Origin of the sequence: Blautia sp. LMAG:89 (genome assembly GCF_008679485.1) — a bacterium.
GTDB lineage: Bacteria > Bacillota > Clostridia > Lachnospirales > Lachnospiraceae > Blautia_A > Blautia_A fusiformis.
On the sequence record NZ_NANC01000004.1, the window covers coordinates 311,598 to 327,177 of the forward strand.

14 protein-coding genes are annotated in these 15,580 nt (G+C 48.9%); all 14 read right to left on the minus strand.

What is annotated here, in order from left to right; all coding sequences use genetic code 11:
* Window positions 1-119: 119 nt before the first annotated feature.
* The 14 genes from CCC70_RS05485 to hypF all read right to left on the minus strand — a co-directional run bounded on the left by CCC70_RS05485 (window position 120) and on the right by hypF (window position 15,578).
* Complete coding sequence (locus CCC70_RS05485) at window positions 120-2,396, minus strand: DNA internalization-related competence protein ComEC/Rec2 (protein WP_287084413.1); 2,277 nt, start codon at window positions 2,394-2,396, stop codon at window positions 120-122.
* Window positions 2,397-2,433: 37 nt separating this feature from the next.
* Window positions 2,434-3,390 carry a GerMN domain-containing protein gene (locus CCC70_RS05490; protein WP_173775971.1) on the minus strand — a complete coding sequence of 319 codons (957 nt, stop codon included), beginning with the start codon at window positions 3,388-3,390 and terminating at the stop codon, window positions 2,434-2,436.
* 10 nt (window positions 3,391-3,400) lie between these two features.
* Window positions 3,401-4,831 (minus strand): sensor histidine kinase, encoded by a 1,431-nt coding sequence (locus CCC70_RS05495; RefSeq protein WP_021651567.1) that lies wholly within the window; start codon window positions 4,829-4,831, stop codon window positions 3,401-3,403.
* A gap of 3 nt (window positions 4,832-4,834) precedes the next feature.
* Window positions 4,835-5,524 carry a response regulator transcription factor gene (locus tag CCC70_RS05500; protein WP_015525979.1) on the minus strand — a complete coding sequence of 230 codons (690 nt, stop codon included), beginning with the start codon at window positions 5,522-5,524 and terminating at the stop codon, window positions 4,835-4,837.
* A 10-nt stretch (window positions 5,525-5,534) separates the two neighbouring features.
* Window positions 5,535-6,362, minus strand: coding sequence for a helix-hairpin-helix domain-containing protein (locus tag CCC70_RS05505; RefSeq protein WP_161209780.1), 828 nt, complete (start codon window positions 6,360-6,362; stop codon window positions 5,535-5,537).
* 110 nt (window positions 6,363-6,472) lie between these two features.
* A complete protein-coding gene (locus CCC70_RS05510; protein ID WP_287084414.1) occupies window positions 6,473-6,904 on the minus strand; it encodes a DMT family transporter in 432 nt (143 codons plus the stop codon).
* A gap of 109 nt (window positions 6,905-7,013) precedes the next feature.
* The gene (locus CCC70_RS05515; protein ID WP_287084415.1) at window positions 7,014-8,330 is read right to left on the minus strand and encodes a nitrogenase component 1; all 1,317 of its coding nucleotides are present in this window, start codon (window positions 8,328-8,330) and stop codon (window positions 7,014-7,016) included.
* Window positions 8,327-9,670 carry a nitrogenase component 1 gene (locus tag CCC70_RS05520; protein ID WP_138277103.1) on the minus strand — a complete coding sequence of 448 codons (1,344 nt, stop codon included), beginning with the start codon at window positions 9,668-9,670 and terminating at the stop codon, window positions 8,327-8,329. Before CCC70_RS05520 ends, CCC70_RS05515 begins: the two co-directional genes overlap by 4 nt.
* Complete coding sequence (locus CCC70_RS05525; RefSeq protein ID WP_138277102.1) at window positions 9,664-10,431, minus strand: nitrogenase iron protein NifH; 768 nt, start codon at window positions 10,429-10,431, stop codon at window positions 9,664-9,666. The genes CCC70_RS05520 and CCC70_RS05525 overlap by 7 nt, the downstream gene beginning before the upstream one ends.
* Window positions 10,428-10,697 (minus strand): TM1266 family iron-only hydrogenase system putative regulator, encoded by a 270-nt coding sequence (locus tag CCC70_RS05530; RefSeq protein ID WP_021651574.1) that lies wholly within the window; start codon window positions 10,695-10,697, stop codon window positions 10,428-10,430. The genes CCC70_RS05525 and CCC70_RS05530 overlap by 4 nt, the downstream gene beginning before the upstream one ends.
* Window positions 10,698-10,724: 27 nt before the next feature.
* Window positions 10,725-11,732, minus strand: coding sequence for a hydrogenase expression/formation protein HypE (hypE, locus tag CCC70_RS05535; protein ID WP_110103327.1), 1,008 nt, complete (start codon window positions 11,730-11,732; stop codon window positions 10,725-10,727).
* A 130-nt stretch (window positions 11,733-11,862) separates the two neighbouring features.
* On the minus strand, window positions 11,863-12,906 hold the full coding sequence (gene hypD, locus CCC70_RS05540) for a hydrogenase formation protein HypD (protein ID WP_287084417.1): 1,044 nt from the start codon (window positions 12,904-12,906) through the stop codon (window positions 11,863-11,865).
* Window positions 12,906-13,115, minus strand: coding sequence for a HypC/HybG/HupF family hydrogenase formation chaperone (locus CCC70_RS05545; RefSeq protein ID WP_022426401.1), 210 nt, complete (start codon window positions 13,113-13,115; stop codon window positions 12,906-12,908). The genes hypD and CCC70_RS05545 overlap by 1 nt, the downstream gene beginning before the upstream one ends.
* Before the next feature lie 90 nt (window positions 13,116-13,205).
* On the minus strand, window positions 13,206-15,578 hold the full coding sequence (gene hypF / locus CCC70_RS05550) for a carbamoyltransferase HypF (RefSeq protein ID WP_287084419.1): 2,373 nt from the start codon (window positions 15,576-15,578) through the stop codon (window positions 13,206-13,208).
* Window positions 15,579-15,580: the final 2 nt, after the last annotated feature.

A 15,580-nucleotide genomic window follows, 5' to 3' on the forward strand; every position in this document is an offset into this window, starting at 1 on the left:
AATAAAAACTCCTTATCTTGTATTGCACATTTTCAGTATTTTGTTTTTGCACAAACCCTGTCTATTTTACAACAAACATGTTCAAAAGTCATCGTTTTTTTCGATTTTTGAAAAAAAACTCAATCCTTCCGGAACCTTCCGATCTTAAGCTTTTTTCCATCTGTTTCCACGGTAATAGCACCGTTTTTCATGGTGTATTCCACCTGACTTCCGGCCTCTTTAAGCCGCTCTACGGTTTCCGGTGACGGATGTCCGTAGGTGTTGGTGAGCGAACAGGAAATGATCGCCACTTCCGGCTTTATTTTCTCAAGAAATGCTTCTGTGGTAGAATAACGGGAACCGTGATGTCCCACCTTCAGACAGTCAACATCCTCAAGCCCCCCGGCTGCCAGAAGCTTTTTCTCCGTATCTGCACCGATATCTCCGGTAAAAAGCATCTGAAAATCTCCAAAAGACAACTCCATCACCATAGCTTCCTCATTCACATCTTTTCCTGTGGCATTTTTCTCCGGCCACAGAACAGAAAAAGATACTTTGCCGCAAGGCAATTCATCCCCTTTTCCTGCTGTCATGACCTTAACTCCGGCTGTTTTTGCTGCCTCTGCAAGCTCCCTCCACGCATCTGGTCTTTCCGCCCAGGCAGGCAGGATCAGATATCCGGCCCGGATGGTTGTAAGACCTTTTCCCATATATTCCAGAAGTTCCTTCACACCGTTGATGTGATCCTGATCTGTATGAGAAATAAAAATCCCATCCAGCCAGGAAATCCCCTGACTTTTCAATGCCGGCAAAAGGCAGTATCTTCCAAGCTCCGACTGGCTGCTGCTTCCTCCGTCGATCAGAAAATGGTGATCCTCCGGGGTCTCCACAAGAATACCGTCCCCTTGTCCTACATCCAGGCAGATCACCTTCAGACTTCCTGCCGGATGATATCCCAGTATCAGGATTCCGACTGCCAGAAAAATACCGGCTGTTATCCGGATAGCATATAGCTTCCGGCAACCTGCTTCCGCCTGCTCCTCTGCTAGCTCCGTTTCCTCACTGACTGCTTTTTTCTTCCGGAGCTGTTCTTTTATATACTGTCCCATAAACAGGACTATGATCAAAAAGCCATAATATACCAGGATCTGCCATATTTCCGGCTCCCCTCCGATCCAGGTACTCCATCCTGATTTTCCTGCCAGACTGCAGAGATATTCATAAAAAAGCAGCAGTACCCTTGCCGGCAGGATTACCAGTTTTGCCGCAGGAATACTGAGAATTCCCAGCAGCAGCGCCGCCATTCCTCCAGTCAGCACTACCCCCACACTTGGAAGCACCAACAGATTCAGGATAAATCCGGCAATAGAGACTTCTCCGAAAAACTTCAGCATCACCGGCAGAGTCACAAGCTGAAGAGCTATAGGACTTACCAGTGCCTTTGTCCATTTTTTCTCCGCTCCTGCAAGGGCACAGATCTTTTCCGTAGCGAGCCCCATTCCCAGAACACAGCCAAAGGACAGAAGAAATCCGCTGTCCAGGAGATAGGCCGGAGATTCCACAAGGATCATCATGGCAGTTACGGAAAGAGCACTCATCATATCATAGATCCGTCCGGTGATCCTGGCTCCCATGGCGATCAAAAACATAGTTACTGCACGCATGGTGGAAACACTCCCTCCGGTCATGATCCCATACTGCAGCATCACTCCCAGAGAAAAAATCCCGGCAGGCCAGATTCCCAGTCCCATCTTCTTTAGAAGGTTGTAAAGCCCCATTCCCAGAATACTGATATGAAGTCCGCTGATGGCAAGGATATGTATGATCCCGGCCAGCTGATAGCGCATCTGTGTTTCCGGATCCAGTTCCTGTTTGTCTCCAAGCGTTATGGCACAAAAAACAGGCGCATCTTTTCCTGCAGCTTCCTTCAGGATCTGTCTGCAGCTTTCTTTTATCTCCAAAAGAAGCTGCCTGTAGCCGGAATACACTGCTGTTTTCTTTTGGAGCACAGCGTTCTTCATAAAATAATAAATATGACGACAAGCATAATACTGTTGGCTGTCAAAGCCCCCCGGATTCGCAGGACCTTCCACTCTTTTCAGCGTTCCCTTGACCCGGATCCGCATTCCCGGTTTCAGATCTTCTTCTTTTTTGAGAAATATTCTTACATTTTCAATTGGAAATTTTTTTGACTGATGGATAAGATATGTTTTTTTCAGATAAACAGACTGGGAAAATTCTGTGTTTTCATACTGTTCCACCTCCCCGCAGATCATGGAACCAGGGTGCGCTTCGATCTGTTCCTGCACATTTAACGGAAGGGGATTCCCCCTGATCAGAGAAATCCCCATAAGCTCCAGTGTGCCAAGACTCAGCACCATAAGAAAACACAAAAGACACATCGGCCGTTTCGCCATAAATGTTCTCCCGTTTTTCTGATATTTTGAAATGTATTTATTTTTTCTGCTCTTTTTTGGTCTTTGTATCTGCCAGCAGGCTGTCGTTCCATTCATAGAACTTATAAAGCTGCATATTCTGGCCAAAGGTCACTTCCTTGTTTCCTTCGATGGAAATCTCAACTTTGTCCACATCCGTTGCCGCGATCAGCGTATTTACCACCGAATACACGGCAATCTGTTCCGAAACATCCAGAGCATAATCCTGAAATACGGAATTATAATCCACATAGCAGATTCCGTTTGCTCTCGTCAGGGAAAGTACCTCTGAATTCTCCGGTATTGTAGGATAATGTCCTTTTTCCAGCGGACCTCTTGCAAGCTGCTCCAGAACCACCGTAGCCTTCGGAAGATTTCGTCTGTAGCGGACACTTCTCTGTTCCGCTACCAGTTTATCTCCGTTTTTATTTGTGAAATACAGAGTAAAGGTGTCATAGCTGTACACATCCCCATCGGACCCGGAAAACTCCACAAAGGTGTCGTTGTTCATGGCTCCCACTTCTTCACCCCTGGTATCTGTCAGCGGCTTTTTACCCACATAGATCTCCACAGAATCCACTCCTGGAACCTGTAAAAAGATCTTCACTATACCTGCCCGCACCAGAAGTTCTCTGGTACGTGACATTTTATCATAGGCCTCATTGAATTCTACGTTCAGGACTCCATCCTGTATAGAATAAGAAGAAATCTTTACCCCATCCGGAAAAAGTGAGATTCCGTCTTCCCGGGTCTCACGGTTATTCAGACTCTCGGAAAAATTGCGCAGCATCACTTCTGTTGTTTCCTTCTCCGGAGTATATTTTTCTTCTTTCAGTCTCGTTTCATCGCTGTTGATATAATAAAATCTATACTGCTGTTCTTCGTTTTTATTTCTTCCCGACAACCCTATGAAAGCAACCAGGCCAAAAAGGATGCAGGCAGCGGCCACACAGATGATCAAAATCGTTTTTTTCATGCTGTACCTCCTAGGACGGGATATAGGACAGCGGGATCTTCACGGTAAATGTGGTTCCCTCGCCCTCTTTGCTGGATACCTTGATGATCCCATGATGCATGGCTATAGAACTTCTTGTAATAGCAAGTCCAAGACCGGTTCCGCCGATCTCTCTGGAATGGGATTTATCCACACGATAAAAACGCTCAAAGATCCGTTCAATGGAATCTTCCGGTATTCCCAGGCCGGAATCTGCAACCGTCACATAGAAATCCTTATGATCCGCATCCAGTGTTACGCGGACCCATCCCTCATCTACATTGTATTTGATACCATTTTCGACCAGGTTACTGATGGCAAGGGTAAATTTCACCTCATCCACATCTGCGGTTACCGGTCGGAACGAATCCAGGATCAGGTCAATCCTTCTCTGATCTGCAATAGGACGGAGACGCTTCAGGATATTCTCCAGCAGCTCATTGATATTCATATTACGGATATTCATATCTGCTGCTTTTTTGTCCATTTTTACCAGGGAGAGCAGATCGGTGATGATCTTGTTCTCTCTGTCAATCTCTTCTGTGATATCAGAAAGAAATTCCTGATACAGTTCCTCCGGAACCCCCTGCTGTCCTACCAGCGAATCCGCCAGAACCTTCATTGAAGTCATAGGTGTCTTCAGCTCATGAGACACATTGGATACAAACTCCTGTCTGGATTCATCCAACGTCTTCATTCTGGAAAGCATCTTGTTAAATGCATCTGTGATCAAAGCTGTCTCTGTATAATCCGGTACCGAGATCTCCTCATTCTGATATCCGTCTGTAAGGTCCTCGATTGCTTTCGTTACCCTGGCAAATGGCTTCACCAGGATCGTGGAAAGAATATACCCCAGAAAAATGGCCAGCACTACAATGATACCGATGATCAGAATCCCTTTCTGCTCCAGTTCATGGATGGTTGCTGTCACCTCACTGGAAGATGCCATGATCATCATGGCACCCTGCACCTGTTTTACATCCGGACTTTTTACCGGAACTGCCAGGATCAGCTTCTGGCTGTCAGAATCATATTGGTAGGCATCTTCTCCTTTAAAACAGTTCAATACTTTCTGGGAAACCAGAGTCCTGCCCTCATCCACGCCATAGGTATCCTTGATGATCCTGAAATCCCTGTCTACAATGAGAATCCTGCCACCATAGCTGTTGGACAGTAATTCCAGCTTGCTGTTCACCGTCTGAGAGCTGGTGTCATTCAGATAATTCTCCTTGATCAGCAGGTCGCACATGATGTCACAGATGTTCTCCATGCTCTGCACACGGTTGGCAATGGCACGATCTTCATAGTTGGCAATGACCATTTCCGTTACGATGACACTCGGTACGATTCCCAGTATGATCAGGATGATCAGAATACGAAAGCGGAGACTTTTGAAAAATTTGCCGTTCTTTTTGAACTTCACAGGTTATGCCTGGAAATAGTAGCCCACACCCCATTTGGTGTGTACATATTTCGGCTCACTGGGATTGGCCTCGATCTTTTCTCTCAGGCGGCGGATATGTACATCTACGGTACGGACATCTCCCGGATATTCATAGCCCCATACGATATTCAGAAGATTTTCTCTGCTGTATACCTTGTTCGGATTGAATACCAGCAGCTCCAGCACATCAAATTCCTTGGCTGTGAGGTTGATCTCTTTTCCGGAGATAAATACGCGGCGTCCTTCGCAGTCCAGCTTCAGTTCTCCGACTTCCACAGTCTTGGCCTTCTCCTGCTTGTCCTGTTTGCTGCCTGCACGGCGGATGATCGCCTTGATGCGGGCTTTGACTTCCAGGATGTTGAAAGGCTTGGTGACATAATCATCAGCTCCGTATTCCAGACCCAGGATCTTATCCATATCTTCTCCTTTTGCTGTAAGCATGATGATCGGAACATTGGAAAATTCACGGATCTGCTGGCATACCTCAAGACCGTCCATTTTTGGAAGCATCAGGTCAAGAAGGATGATATCGTACTCTCCTGCTTTTGCTTTTTCCAGTGCTTCCTCTCCGTCATAGGCACAGTCCACTTCCATTCCGTCCTGCTCCAGACTGAAGCGAAGTCCCTTGACAATCAGTTTCTCATCATCTACTACCAATACTTTCCTGCTCATTTAGCGCTCCTTACTTTATTGCTATTTTATCCTTTATCTTCTCATAGGTTCCTTCTTTGATACCTGGTACATTCATGATATCCTCTGCTGAAGTAAAGGGACCGTTCTCTTCCCTGTAAGCGATGATCGCCAGGGCCTTGGACTCCCCTACACCTGTGAGAGTAGTAAGCTGGGATACATCAGCGGTGTTCAGATCGATCTTCTGCTCTGTGGAAGATGCAGTCTCAGCTTCACCGGAATCCTCTCCGGCGGATTTCTGTCCGCTCGCCGTTTCGGTACTGTTTTCTGCTGTGACTTCCGATCCATCCTGGGTAGCTGCGATCCGCTGGCTGTCCACCTCCGCCTGGGTAGGCACATAAACCTGCTGTCCATCGGAAAGTCCCTTAGCACGGTTGAGATAGCTTGCCGCAGCTTCCGGAAGATATCCTCCAGCCTGCTCGATAGCCTGAAAAACACGGCTGCCATATGGAAGCTCATAGACTCCCGGGCTGGTCACTGCTCCACATATATCTACATAAATGGTCTGAGGGGTGTCTGAGATCTCCGGCAGCTGTTTTTCAACCTCCGGAGCCGGTTCCTCCGCAGACTCATTCTGTTTCTTCTGTGATATATCTGCCGCAGCCACTGCGGATTCCTTCCCGGATACTTCACTTTCCGTATCCTTCGGTTCTTCCTGCTCTGCATCCATTCCGGATGCTTCCGTACTTTCTTCCTGCACCAGTTCTTTCTCCAGAAATTCTGTTCCGTCATCCTTACAGCCTGTCAGCCCTGCCAGGATCTGTAACAAAAATATGGAAAAAACAAGCCGAACACTTCTGATATGTGATCTTATTTTCATAGGTAGGCGGTTCACTCCTTTCCGCCGATGTGGCGGCAGGTGCCCCGTTACTCATGCAAAACCATACCTTATTTTAACGAAGTATTACAAATATTACAATACTTTTATTTCTATTTCCATTTGAAAATAACCACACCTGCAATACAGATCAGCATTCCCAACAGCTTTCTCCACTGAAAATCTGCTCTTTCCACACCGAAAATCCCCAGCAATTCTATAAGATAAGCCACCGCAAGCTGAGAAATGACAATAAGCATAACCGCCCGCGCAGGCCCCAGACTTCCCATACTCCGGATCACTGTGATAGTGATAAATGCACCGATCACTCCTCCGAGTAAATTATATTTAGCCTCTACCTGCCACAGCATGCCGATACTTTCTCTGCCTGTGAAAAACCATGCTGCCACACAGACCAGAAATGCAGAAAACTGTACCCAGCCGGTTGAAACCCACAGACTGGTCTGTTTTGTTACATTTGTGTTAAATATCCCTTGAATACTCATCAGTGCACCTGAGATCAGTGCTGACAAAAATCCCCACATAAAAATCCCTCCATATATACTCCATTTCCGGTATTACTGCCGGAAAAAGGCGCTGCATATTTCTGCAACGCCTTTACGGTTTCTTATAGTTTATGTTGTTTTTCTGAATTTATTCCGGAAAATATTTTCTGAGATATATCCTTCCGGAAAACGCAATATGCGGCATCTCATAAAAAATGGCTGTTTTCGGACAGATCGGACGATAGAGTGGGTCTGCCACAATGATCCTGGCTGTTTTCAGCTTTTCTTCCATGGCTTCCTCGCCACAGATGGCTTCATCTCCCTTGCGCAAAAGTCCCTCTGTGATCTCCAGCGGACAGAGTAGCTGAACCTTTTTTCCGTATTTCTGCTCTATGACTGCTGCCAGGGAGCCCATGGTAACCGGTTCTCCGATGATGGTAATGTCCGGTACGGAAAAAAATACCTCATCTTTGTCGGGCATTTCCCTGCTTTCTCCTGAAGGGTCAGATACTGCTGACAGACTGTTCCTTCCCTGAAAATAGATTACCTGCTCCGGAGTTACTTTCCACAGTTCCTCCTGTTTCCCTAAGATCTGCCCTCCGCTTTCCTCTGCGGAGTCATCCTTTTTATTTACCCACTCTCCACAGGATCTATCCGCGATCCGCTCAAGTGCATCTGAAATCTGCCCCTCATAGCCTTCCACAGGAGTCCCCACGAGAAATGGCGTACCGAATTTTTCTTTCAGCACATTGGCCGCCGGGATTCCCACAGAGGATACCACAAGGTTTACCGCTGCTTCACCGGCACAGGACAAAGCTTCCAGCGTATCCCCCATAGCCCAGGTGGAAAGTATCTCCCAGCCATAGTTTTTCAGACGTTTTTTCATGGCATCTACTGCAGACTGCGGGCCAAGATCAAGGGGGGTTGCTCCAAGAATATTTAATTTCCGGCTTCTCTTCTCTGTAGATCTTTCAGCAGATCCTGTGGGTGCTTCTGAACACCTTCCGGTTTTCTCTGCAGCTCCTGTAAAATGTCCGGCGATCTCTGCCAGCGCCAGCCCTGCTCCGTATACATAGTCATGCATGCCGCTGGTCGGAACCGAAAATGCCGGGATTCCGATTCTTGCCGTAAGTGCACGGGCCAGTCCCGGAAAATCCGTTCCATTCATAAAAGGGATCGGAGAGCTTGCAAGTGCAATAAATTTCGGTTTCAGCTCCTTTGCCGCCTCTTCGATATCCTGAAGAAATTTCTCATCATTTCCCATAATGGCATCGATATCCGTAAGACCTGAGATAAAGATCAGACTGTCCTGATCGTACCACCGGATCTCATCATGGGTATTATAGGTAGAATTACAGCCGGAGGGATCATGCATCACTGTCATTCCTCCAAGCTCATACAATGCAGAGCAGACGCCGGACACGTCTGCCGTGTAGATCGGTATGATCCGATATGCCTGTCTCATATGCAGCTTTCGCACCCCCATCCCTTTCGAACGATCAGATCCTCCGGAGCTTTTTCCTCATTAAATGCCTCCAGCATCAGCTGTGCAGTACGTCTGATCCCTTCAAAGCCCCAGAGCCCGCCACCCTGTACCATATTGACAAAATTCCGACTTCCGGTAAACCAGGCTGCTTTTTGTCCGACGGCAAGGATTTTTCCGGAATGCTGCCGTGGCCGCACTCTCATCTCCGGGCGAACAGTCGAAATCAGCCTGAGTTCCGGATAATTCTCCTTCAGCCAGAAAAATACTTCTTTTTCTTCCGGGCTGATACTATCCAGAAAAACGGACTGTACCTGAAATCCATGCGTAAGGAGAAGCTTTGCAAGTCCCAGAGGTCTTGGATGAAAAAGATAATCCACAGCTACGGGAGTGTCACCGATGATCTGGTGTGCATGGAAAAGAGCTTCCTCGCATTTTCGGATCTCCGTTTCGATATCCAGGCCATTTTTACCGCCACTTTGCTGATCCAGCAGCTCCAGCAAATACTTTTCCTGCGTCTCTATCTCCTCATAGTCAAAGCTTCCGGGCAGGTATAAAAACGGCCTTCCAAGTCTCTCCGCCTGCTGCTGTACTCCGAATTTTCCTGCCGGATAACAGTTAAGGATCAGGCTTCCCTCTCCCAGGCTCTGATAATCCTCCCAGGTCTTACAGGCCGGTGCTTCCCGGAGACGGATTCCGTTCTTTTTCAGGATCCGGCAGATATCTGCACTCTCATCCAACACAAAATCACTGCCCAGGACTGTAACACATTCCGGATCAGCTTTCCTCTCCGGTACTGCATCATACATGGCACGGCGCAGCTTCTGATCCGGAGTCGGACCTGTTTTCTGCATGACAGGATCCATAAAGCATCGCATAAAAAAGATCTCCGGAAATCTTTCTTCCAGTTCGCCGTAGATGCGGTCCAGATCACTTCCCAGAAAATGATGAAGACACACGGTAAAAAGCAATACTGCCTTTGGCTTCTCATCCAGCCGGTTCAGAATGTCCGTCACTCCTTCAATGGTCACATCCTCCAGATTTCCGCCCAGAAGATCCTTTTCCTCCACGATCACAAAAGAAAAACGGTCTGCCGCATTCATCTCTGCGGCAGTCAGCACAACGCCACGCATGCAGTTATCCGCACAGACGTAGATCTGCCTTGCTTCCGGAACCAGCATTCCCGTATGTACGATATTCCAGTTTCCATGGACTGGTGAATTAAATTCCAGCCCCGGCTGAAAGGGAACCGGAAAAGAGGCTTCCTTTATAAATATTTCTGTTTTTCCCGAAAGCTCTCTGTTACCAACTCTTTTTAACATGAGCCTTCCTCCCTGCATGCATTCAGGATCTGCTCGGCCAGTGTCCGGTACTCCTCTGCCATCTCACAATCCGGATAAGCTTCCAGAAGAGTTTTTCCTCGATTCTCTGCTTCCAGGACCAGCTCACTTCTGGAAAGCGTTCCCACTACCCGCGTATGAAAATCCTCTGCCAGCTCCCGGACTTTTTCTTCCTCTCCCGGCACGTTCCGCCGGTTCAGAATCACGCCGCCAAGAGATGCATATCCTCTGTTTCTGAAATTATCCACTGCCATGGCAATATTTGCCCCTGCATGGATGGCCATGTTTTCTCCGGAGGTGATGATAAATACCTTATCTGCATACCCCTTTCGCATAGGCATGGAAAATCCACCGCAGACAACATCTCCCAGTACATCATAAAAAACAATGTCCGGTTTATAGGTCTCATAGGCTCCGTTTTCCTTAAGCTTCTCAAGAGCGGTAATGATACCTCTTCCCGCACATCCAAGCCCAGGTGCAGGACCGCCGGCTTCCACACAGACTACACCCCCATATCCGATCTGCACCATATCCGTAAGCTTCAGCTCCTGGCGTTTTTCGTTATACAGCTCCAGCACAGTGGGAACTTTTTTTCCATGCCTGAGAAGGATCGTGGAATCTGCCTTGGGATCACAGCCGATCTGCATCACTTTCATTCCCTTTTCCGCAAGGGCAGCTGCCACATTGGAAACCGTAGTAGATTTTCCGATGCCGCCCTTTCCGTATACCGCAACTTTTATCATTTTCTGTCCTCCGCTTTTGTGATCACATTGGAATATGCCGTTTTGGCGGAAACTCCACTGAGGTGGCCGATCTTTCCGGATAAGGAGCTGATCACATCCTGTGGTGCATCAATGGCAATACTGATGATATTGATGCCTTTTTCCCGGTAAGGGATCCCCATTCTCCCGATAATATATTTTCCCGCTTCATGAAGAAAACGGTTGATATCATCGATCACGTCATTGTTTTCCACAATGATCGAGATCAATGCCACTCTTGTCTCCATAAGATCTGACTCTCCTTTCCGATATTATCAGCAGATCCTCGGCAGAAGCTCTCCTCCCGGCTGCGGAAGAAGTGCCTGCGTTCCGATCTCCGTAGTCATGACAACCTTTCCTGGCTGGTCTTCCGTAACTTCACCGATAATGGCTGCGTCCCTGGAATAAGGACATTTACGCAGTGCTTCCACGATCCTTCCTGCCTCTTCCTTTGGCGCCATGATCACCATTCGTCCCTCACAGGCCAGATAAAGCGGCTCCAGGCCAAGCATGCCGCAGACACCCTTTACCTCCGGAGCTACCGGAACAGCTGCTGCATCCAGGCGGATCCCTACGTTACTCTGTCCTGCGATCTCGTAAAGAACCGTTCCGACACCACCTCTTGTGGCATCACGGATCACATGAATGTTATGGGTAGCATCCAGTACATCTTTTACAGCTCCCCACAGCGGTGCGCAGTCACTTGTCACATCTGCGTCAATGCCGAAATCCTCTCTTGCCAGAAGGATGGTGCATCCATGTCTTCCCACATCACCGGTTACAATAATGGCATCTCCCGGTTTTGCCAGCTCACCGCCTACCTGAACGCCCTCCTGGATCTCACCCATTCCGGTTGTTGTGATAAACACACCGTCAACCTGACCTTTTCCTGCCACCTTAGTATCTCCGGAAACAATACGCACTCCGGCTTCTTTTGCTGTTTTTTCCATGGCTGCGGCAATCTCCTCCAGCTTCTCCATGGGAAAACCCTCCTCAATGACAAAAGCGCAGGTAAGATACATCGGTTTTGCTCCCATACAGGCAAGGTCATTAACGGTTCCGCAGATGGAAAGCTTGCCGATATTTCCCCCCGGAAAAAATGCCGGGGAAACAATAAATCCATCGGTGGATACTGCCATTTTTCCTGCAGGCGGAACCAGCACGGCCGCATCATCGGCTGTGAGATCCGGGTTTGCAAAATGCGTTTTGAATACTTCATCGATCAGTTCTGAGGTCTGACGGCCTCCGGCACCGTGTGCCATGGTCACTGTTTTATTTTCCATAATATTATCTTCTTTCTATGCTGGGTCAAAGGAATTTCATATCGGTTTCATCCTGTCAGATCTTCCGGATACGATCCTTCGTTTGTACTATATGTAATGTATCATATTTCGCAGTCCATTAAAGCGGACATCAGTTTCCGTACATAAAATATGCGGAACATGCACCTTCATTGGATACCATACAGGCACCTACCGGATGCTGCGGGGTACAGACCTTTCCGAATACCTTACAATCTGATGGTTTGCATTTCCCCTGAAGCACATCCCCACAGCGACAGGCCGGATTTGGTCTGCCCTGGATCGGCGGCACTGCATATTTTTTTCTGGCATCAAAGGCTTCCCACTCCTTCCGGAGCACCAGGCCGGACCCCGGGATCACACCCAGACCGCGCCATTCGGAATCACAGGGCTCCATCAGTTCTTCGATTAGGTTCTGTGCCTCCGGGCTTCCCTCACTTTTTACCACACGGGGATAGCAATTCACAAAGAACGGTTTTCCTTCCTGAAAACGTACCAGTGCAACAGCCAGTGCCGTAAGCAGCTCCTTCGCTGTAAAGCCTGCCACCACACCACTGATGCCTTCCTCTGCCAACTGCTCGCAGAGCGCAGTTCCTGTGATCGCATTGACATGTCCAGGATAAAGGAACACATCCGCACTGCCCTTTAATGCCTGATAAGCCTGGGGCATGGTCTTGTTTGCCACAAGGAGCGAATAATTGGAAAGTCCGTCCTCTCCGGCCTTTTTCACGGAAAGACAGCCGGCAGGCGTGGTGGTCTCAAAGCCAACGGAAAGAAATACCACCTGCTCTTTTGGATGCTCTTTCGCATATTTTTCCGCATCTGCCGGTGAATAGACGATCCGTATCCTGGCGCCTTCTGCCCTGGCATCTGCAAGGCTTTTCTTTGTTCCCGGTACGCGGACAAGATCACCGAATGTGCAGATCGTCACCTGTTTTTTCAGAGCAAGATAAACGGCCTCGTCAATAAACCCTACCGGTGTTACACAGACCGGACATCCCGGTCCTGAGATCAGCTCCACCTGCGGCGGCAGAAGCTTGCGGATCCCCAGACGGAAGATCTCGTGGGTATGTGTTCCGCAGACCTCCATGATCCGCACCGGCGGCCCCTGATATCCTTCTATGATCTCTCTTGCTGTTTTTTTCCTCTCTTCCATCACAGCAGTTCCTCCATTAGCTGGTCTGTCTCTTCCTCGTCATCATCGGTGATCTTTGCAATGGCAACACCTGCATGCACCATCACATAATCCCCCGGCTCCAGGTCTCCCAGGAGCTGGGCGGAAACCTCTCTCTTTGCGCCGCCTGCATCCACCACTGCTGTTCCGTCACTGATCTTTACTACTTTTGCTGATAATCCTACACACATATCTGTGCCTCCCATCCTGCATTTCTGCTGTATGCTCCATGCGTTATCATAAAACATTTATGATCCGTATCTGCATGATCTCGTCTATATTTATCTGTGCCGCTGCACATAAGCCATCCCATACACCGCCTGTCCCAGTGCGATCCCTCCGTCATTCGGCGGGATCAGGCTGTGCTTCAGAACTTCAAACCCCATTTCCGTAAGGCCGTCATCTACCAGCTCCAGAAGCAGCCGGTTCTGAAAGACACCGCCACTTAATGCCACTTTCCGGATTCCGGTCTGCCGCTCTGCTTCCTCACAGGCTGCAAGGATCTCATCTGCCAGTGCCCGGTGAAATCCATAAGCCAGCTTCCCGGGATCCTCTCCTGCAAGCCTTGCCCGGACCAGATATGCAACGATCTCACCTGTATTTAAAATAAATTTTCGTTCATCTTCAGACGCTTCTGAGATGCCTGTACTTTCCGGAATGTCTTCCTTTTCTGACATCCGTATCTTCAGATTTTCTTCCGGATTTTTCTTCTGCATCTCCCGCTGCTTTCTCCAGGCCTCCGCCGCAAATTCCAGTGCTGTGGACGCTTCTCCCTCAAAGGTGGACGCTCTCCGGATCCCCAGGATCGCACTGACTCCGTCAAAAAGTCTTCCTGCACTGGTGGAAGTCACGGCATTGATCTTCCGCTGTGCCATAGTCACCAGTACCTTTGCTTCCTGATCTGTGCATAGTCCCAGTTTACGTACAGTGTCCAGGGTTTTTTCCAGATTTCCCGTATTCTGCCAGATCAGGGAAACGGCGATCCGCCAGCCTTCTTTTGCGGAAATATCTCCGCCAACCTGGACAAAGGGTTCTATACTTCCAAGCCTTGTAAATCCCTGACAGTCTGCAACCAGGAGCTCTCCGCCCCAGATGGTTCCATCGGTTCCATAGCCTGTTCCGTCAAAGGAAACCCCTATCACCTTTTCTTCGCAGTCATTTTCTGCCATGCAGGATAAAATGTGTGCATAATGATGCTGCACCCTCAGAACCGGAAGCCCTAGCTCCTCTGCCACCACTGTGGAATTATATTTAGGGTGAAGATCACAGACCACTACCTCCGGCTGCACCTCCAGAAGTGTTTCCAGCCGCCCGATCGTTTCCTTCAGGGCTTTTACCGTTCGAAGATCCTCAAGATCTCCCACATAAGGGGAAGGATAAAAACGGTTATCCACACCAATGCAGAAGGTGTTCTTAAGTTCTCCACCTGCTGCGATCACCTGGCCCTTCCAGGGTGTGGAGACCATAAACGGAAGAGGCGCATACCCGCGGGAACGGCGGATCATATAGGGTTCACCCTTATAGAAATCCATCAACGAATCGTCGGCCCGGATACGTATCTTCCTGTTGTGGGAAAGAATGCAGTCACAGAGATGGGAAAGCTCCTCTGCCGCCTCCTCATCATCTCTGCAGATCGGCGCCCCGGAAGTATTTCCGCTGGTCATTACCAGAAGCCCGGGCATCCGGATCCCATCATCGTAATGAAAAAGAAGCAGCTGAACCGGTGCATAGGGAAGCATGACACCCACCTTGGGATTCCCGGGTGCAATGCTCTCACAAAGCCCCGTTTCTCCCGGCAGCTTATCCAACAGCAGGATCGGCTTCTGATGACCGGTAAGGATCTTCTCCTGTTCCTCGCTGACCTTACAGATCTTCTTCACAGCTTCCATATCCTGTGCCATCACTGCAAAAGGCTTCACCGGACGCCGTTTCCGCTGCCGCAGCCGCTGTACTGCCTCCTCACTGGTAGCATCACAGCAAAGGTGAAAACCACCGATCCCCTTGATGGCCACGATCCCGCCGGAAGCAATGATCTTCCTTGTATAAGTGATAGCCTCCCGGCCCCGTTCCTCTCTTCCCGCCAGGTATACCTCCGGGCCGCAGTCATTGCAGCACACCGGCTGGGCATCATAACGTCTGGTGTCCGGGTTATGGTACTCATCCGCACAGGAGGGACACATGGGAAATTCCTTCATACTGGTCCGTTCACGGTCATAAGGAAGCGAATCCAGGATCGTCAGTCTCGGACCGCAGCAGGTACAGTTGATAAAGGGATGAAGATACCGCCTGTTTTCCGGATCAAACATCTCGGCCTTACATTCATCACAGATCGCGATATCCGGGGAGACAAAGATCTCACCCCTTGTCTTCTCACTTTCGATGATATCAAACTGTGTAAATTTTTCCGGCTCCCCCACCGGTTCTTCAAGAAGCTTCAGGATAGCTGCACGCTTCGGCGGCTTATTCCCGATATCTGCGATAAAGGCATCCACATCTTGCTGCTTACCCTGAGCAAAAATCTCCACATAAGGTCCTTTATTGGACACACTGCCACGGATTCCTCTTGCCATAGCATGACGGCTCACCGTAGGGCGAAATCCCACTCCCTGTACGATCCCGTAAACACGGATCATTTTCGTAATTTCCCGCTCCATAT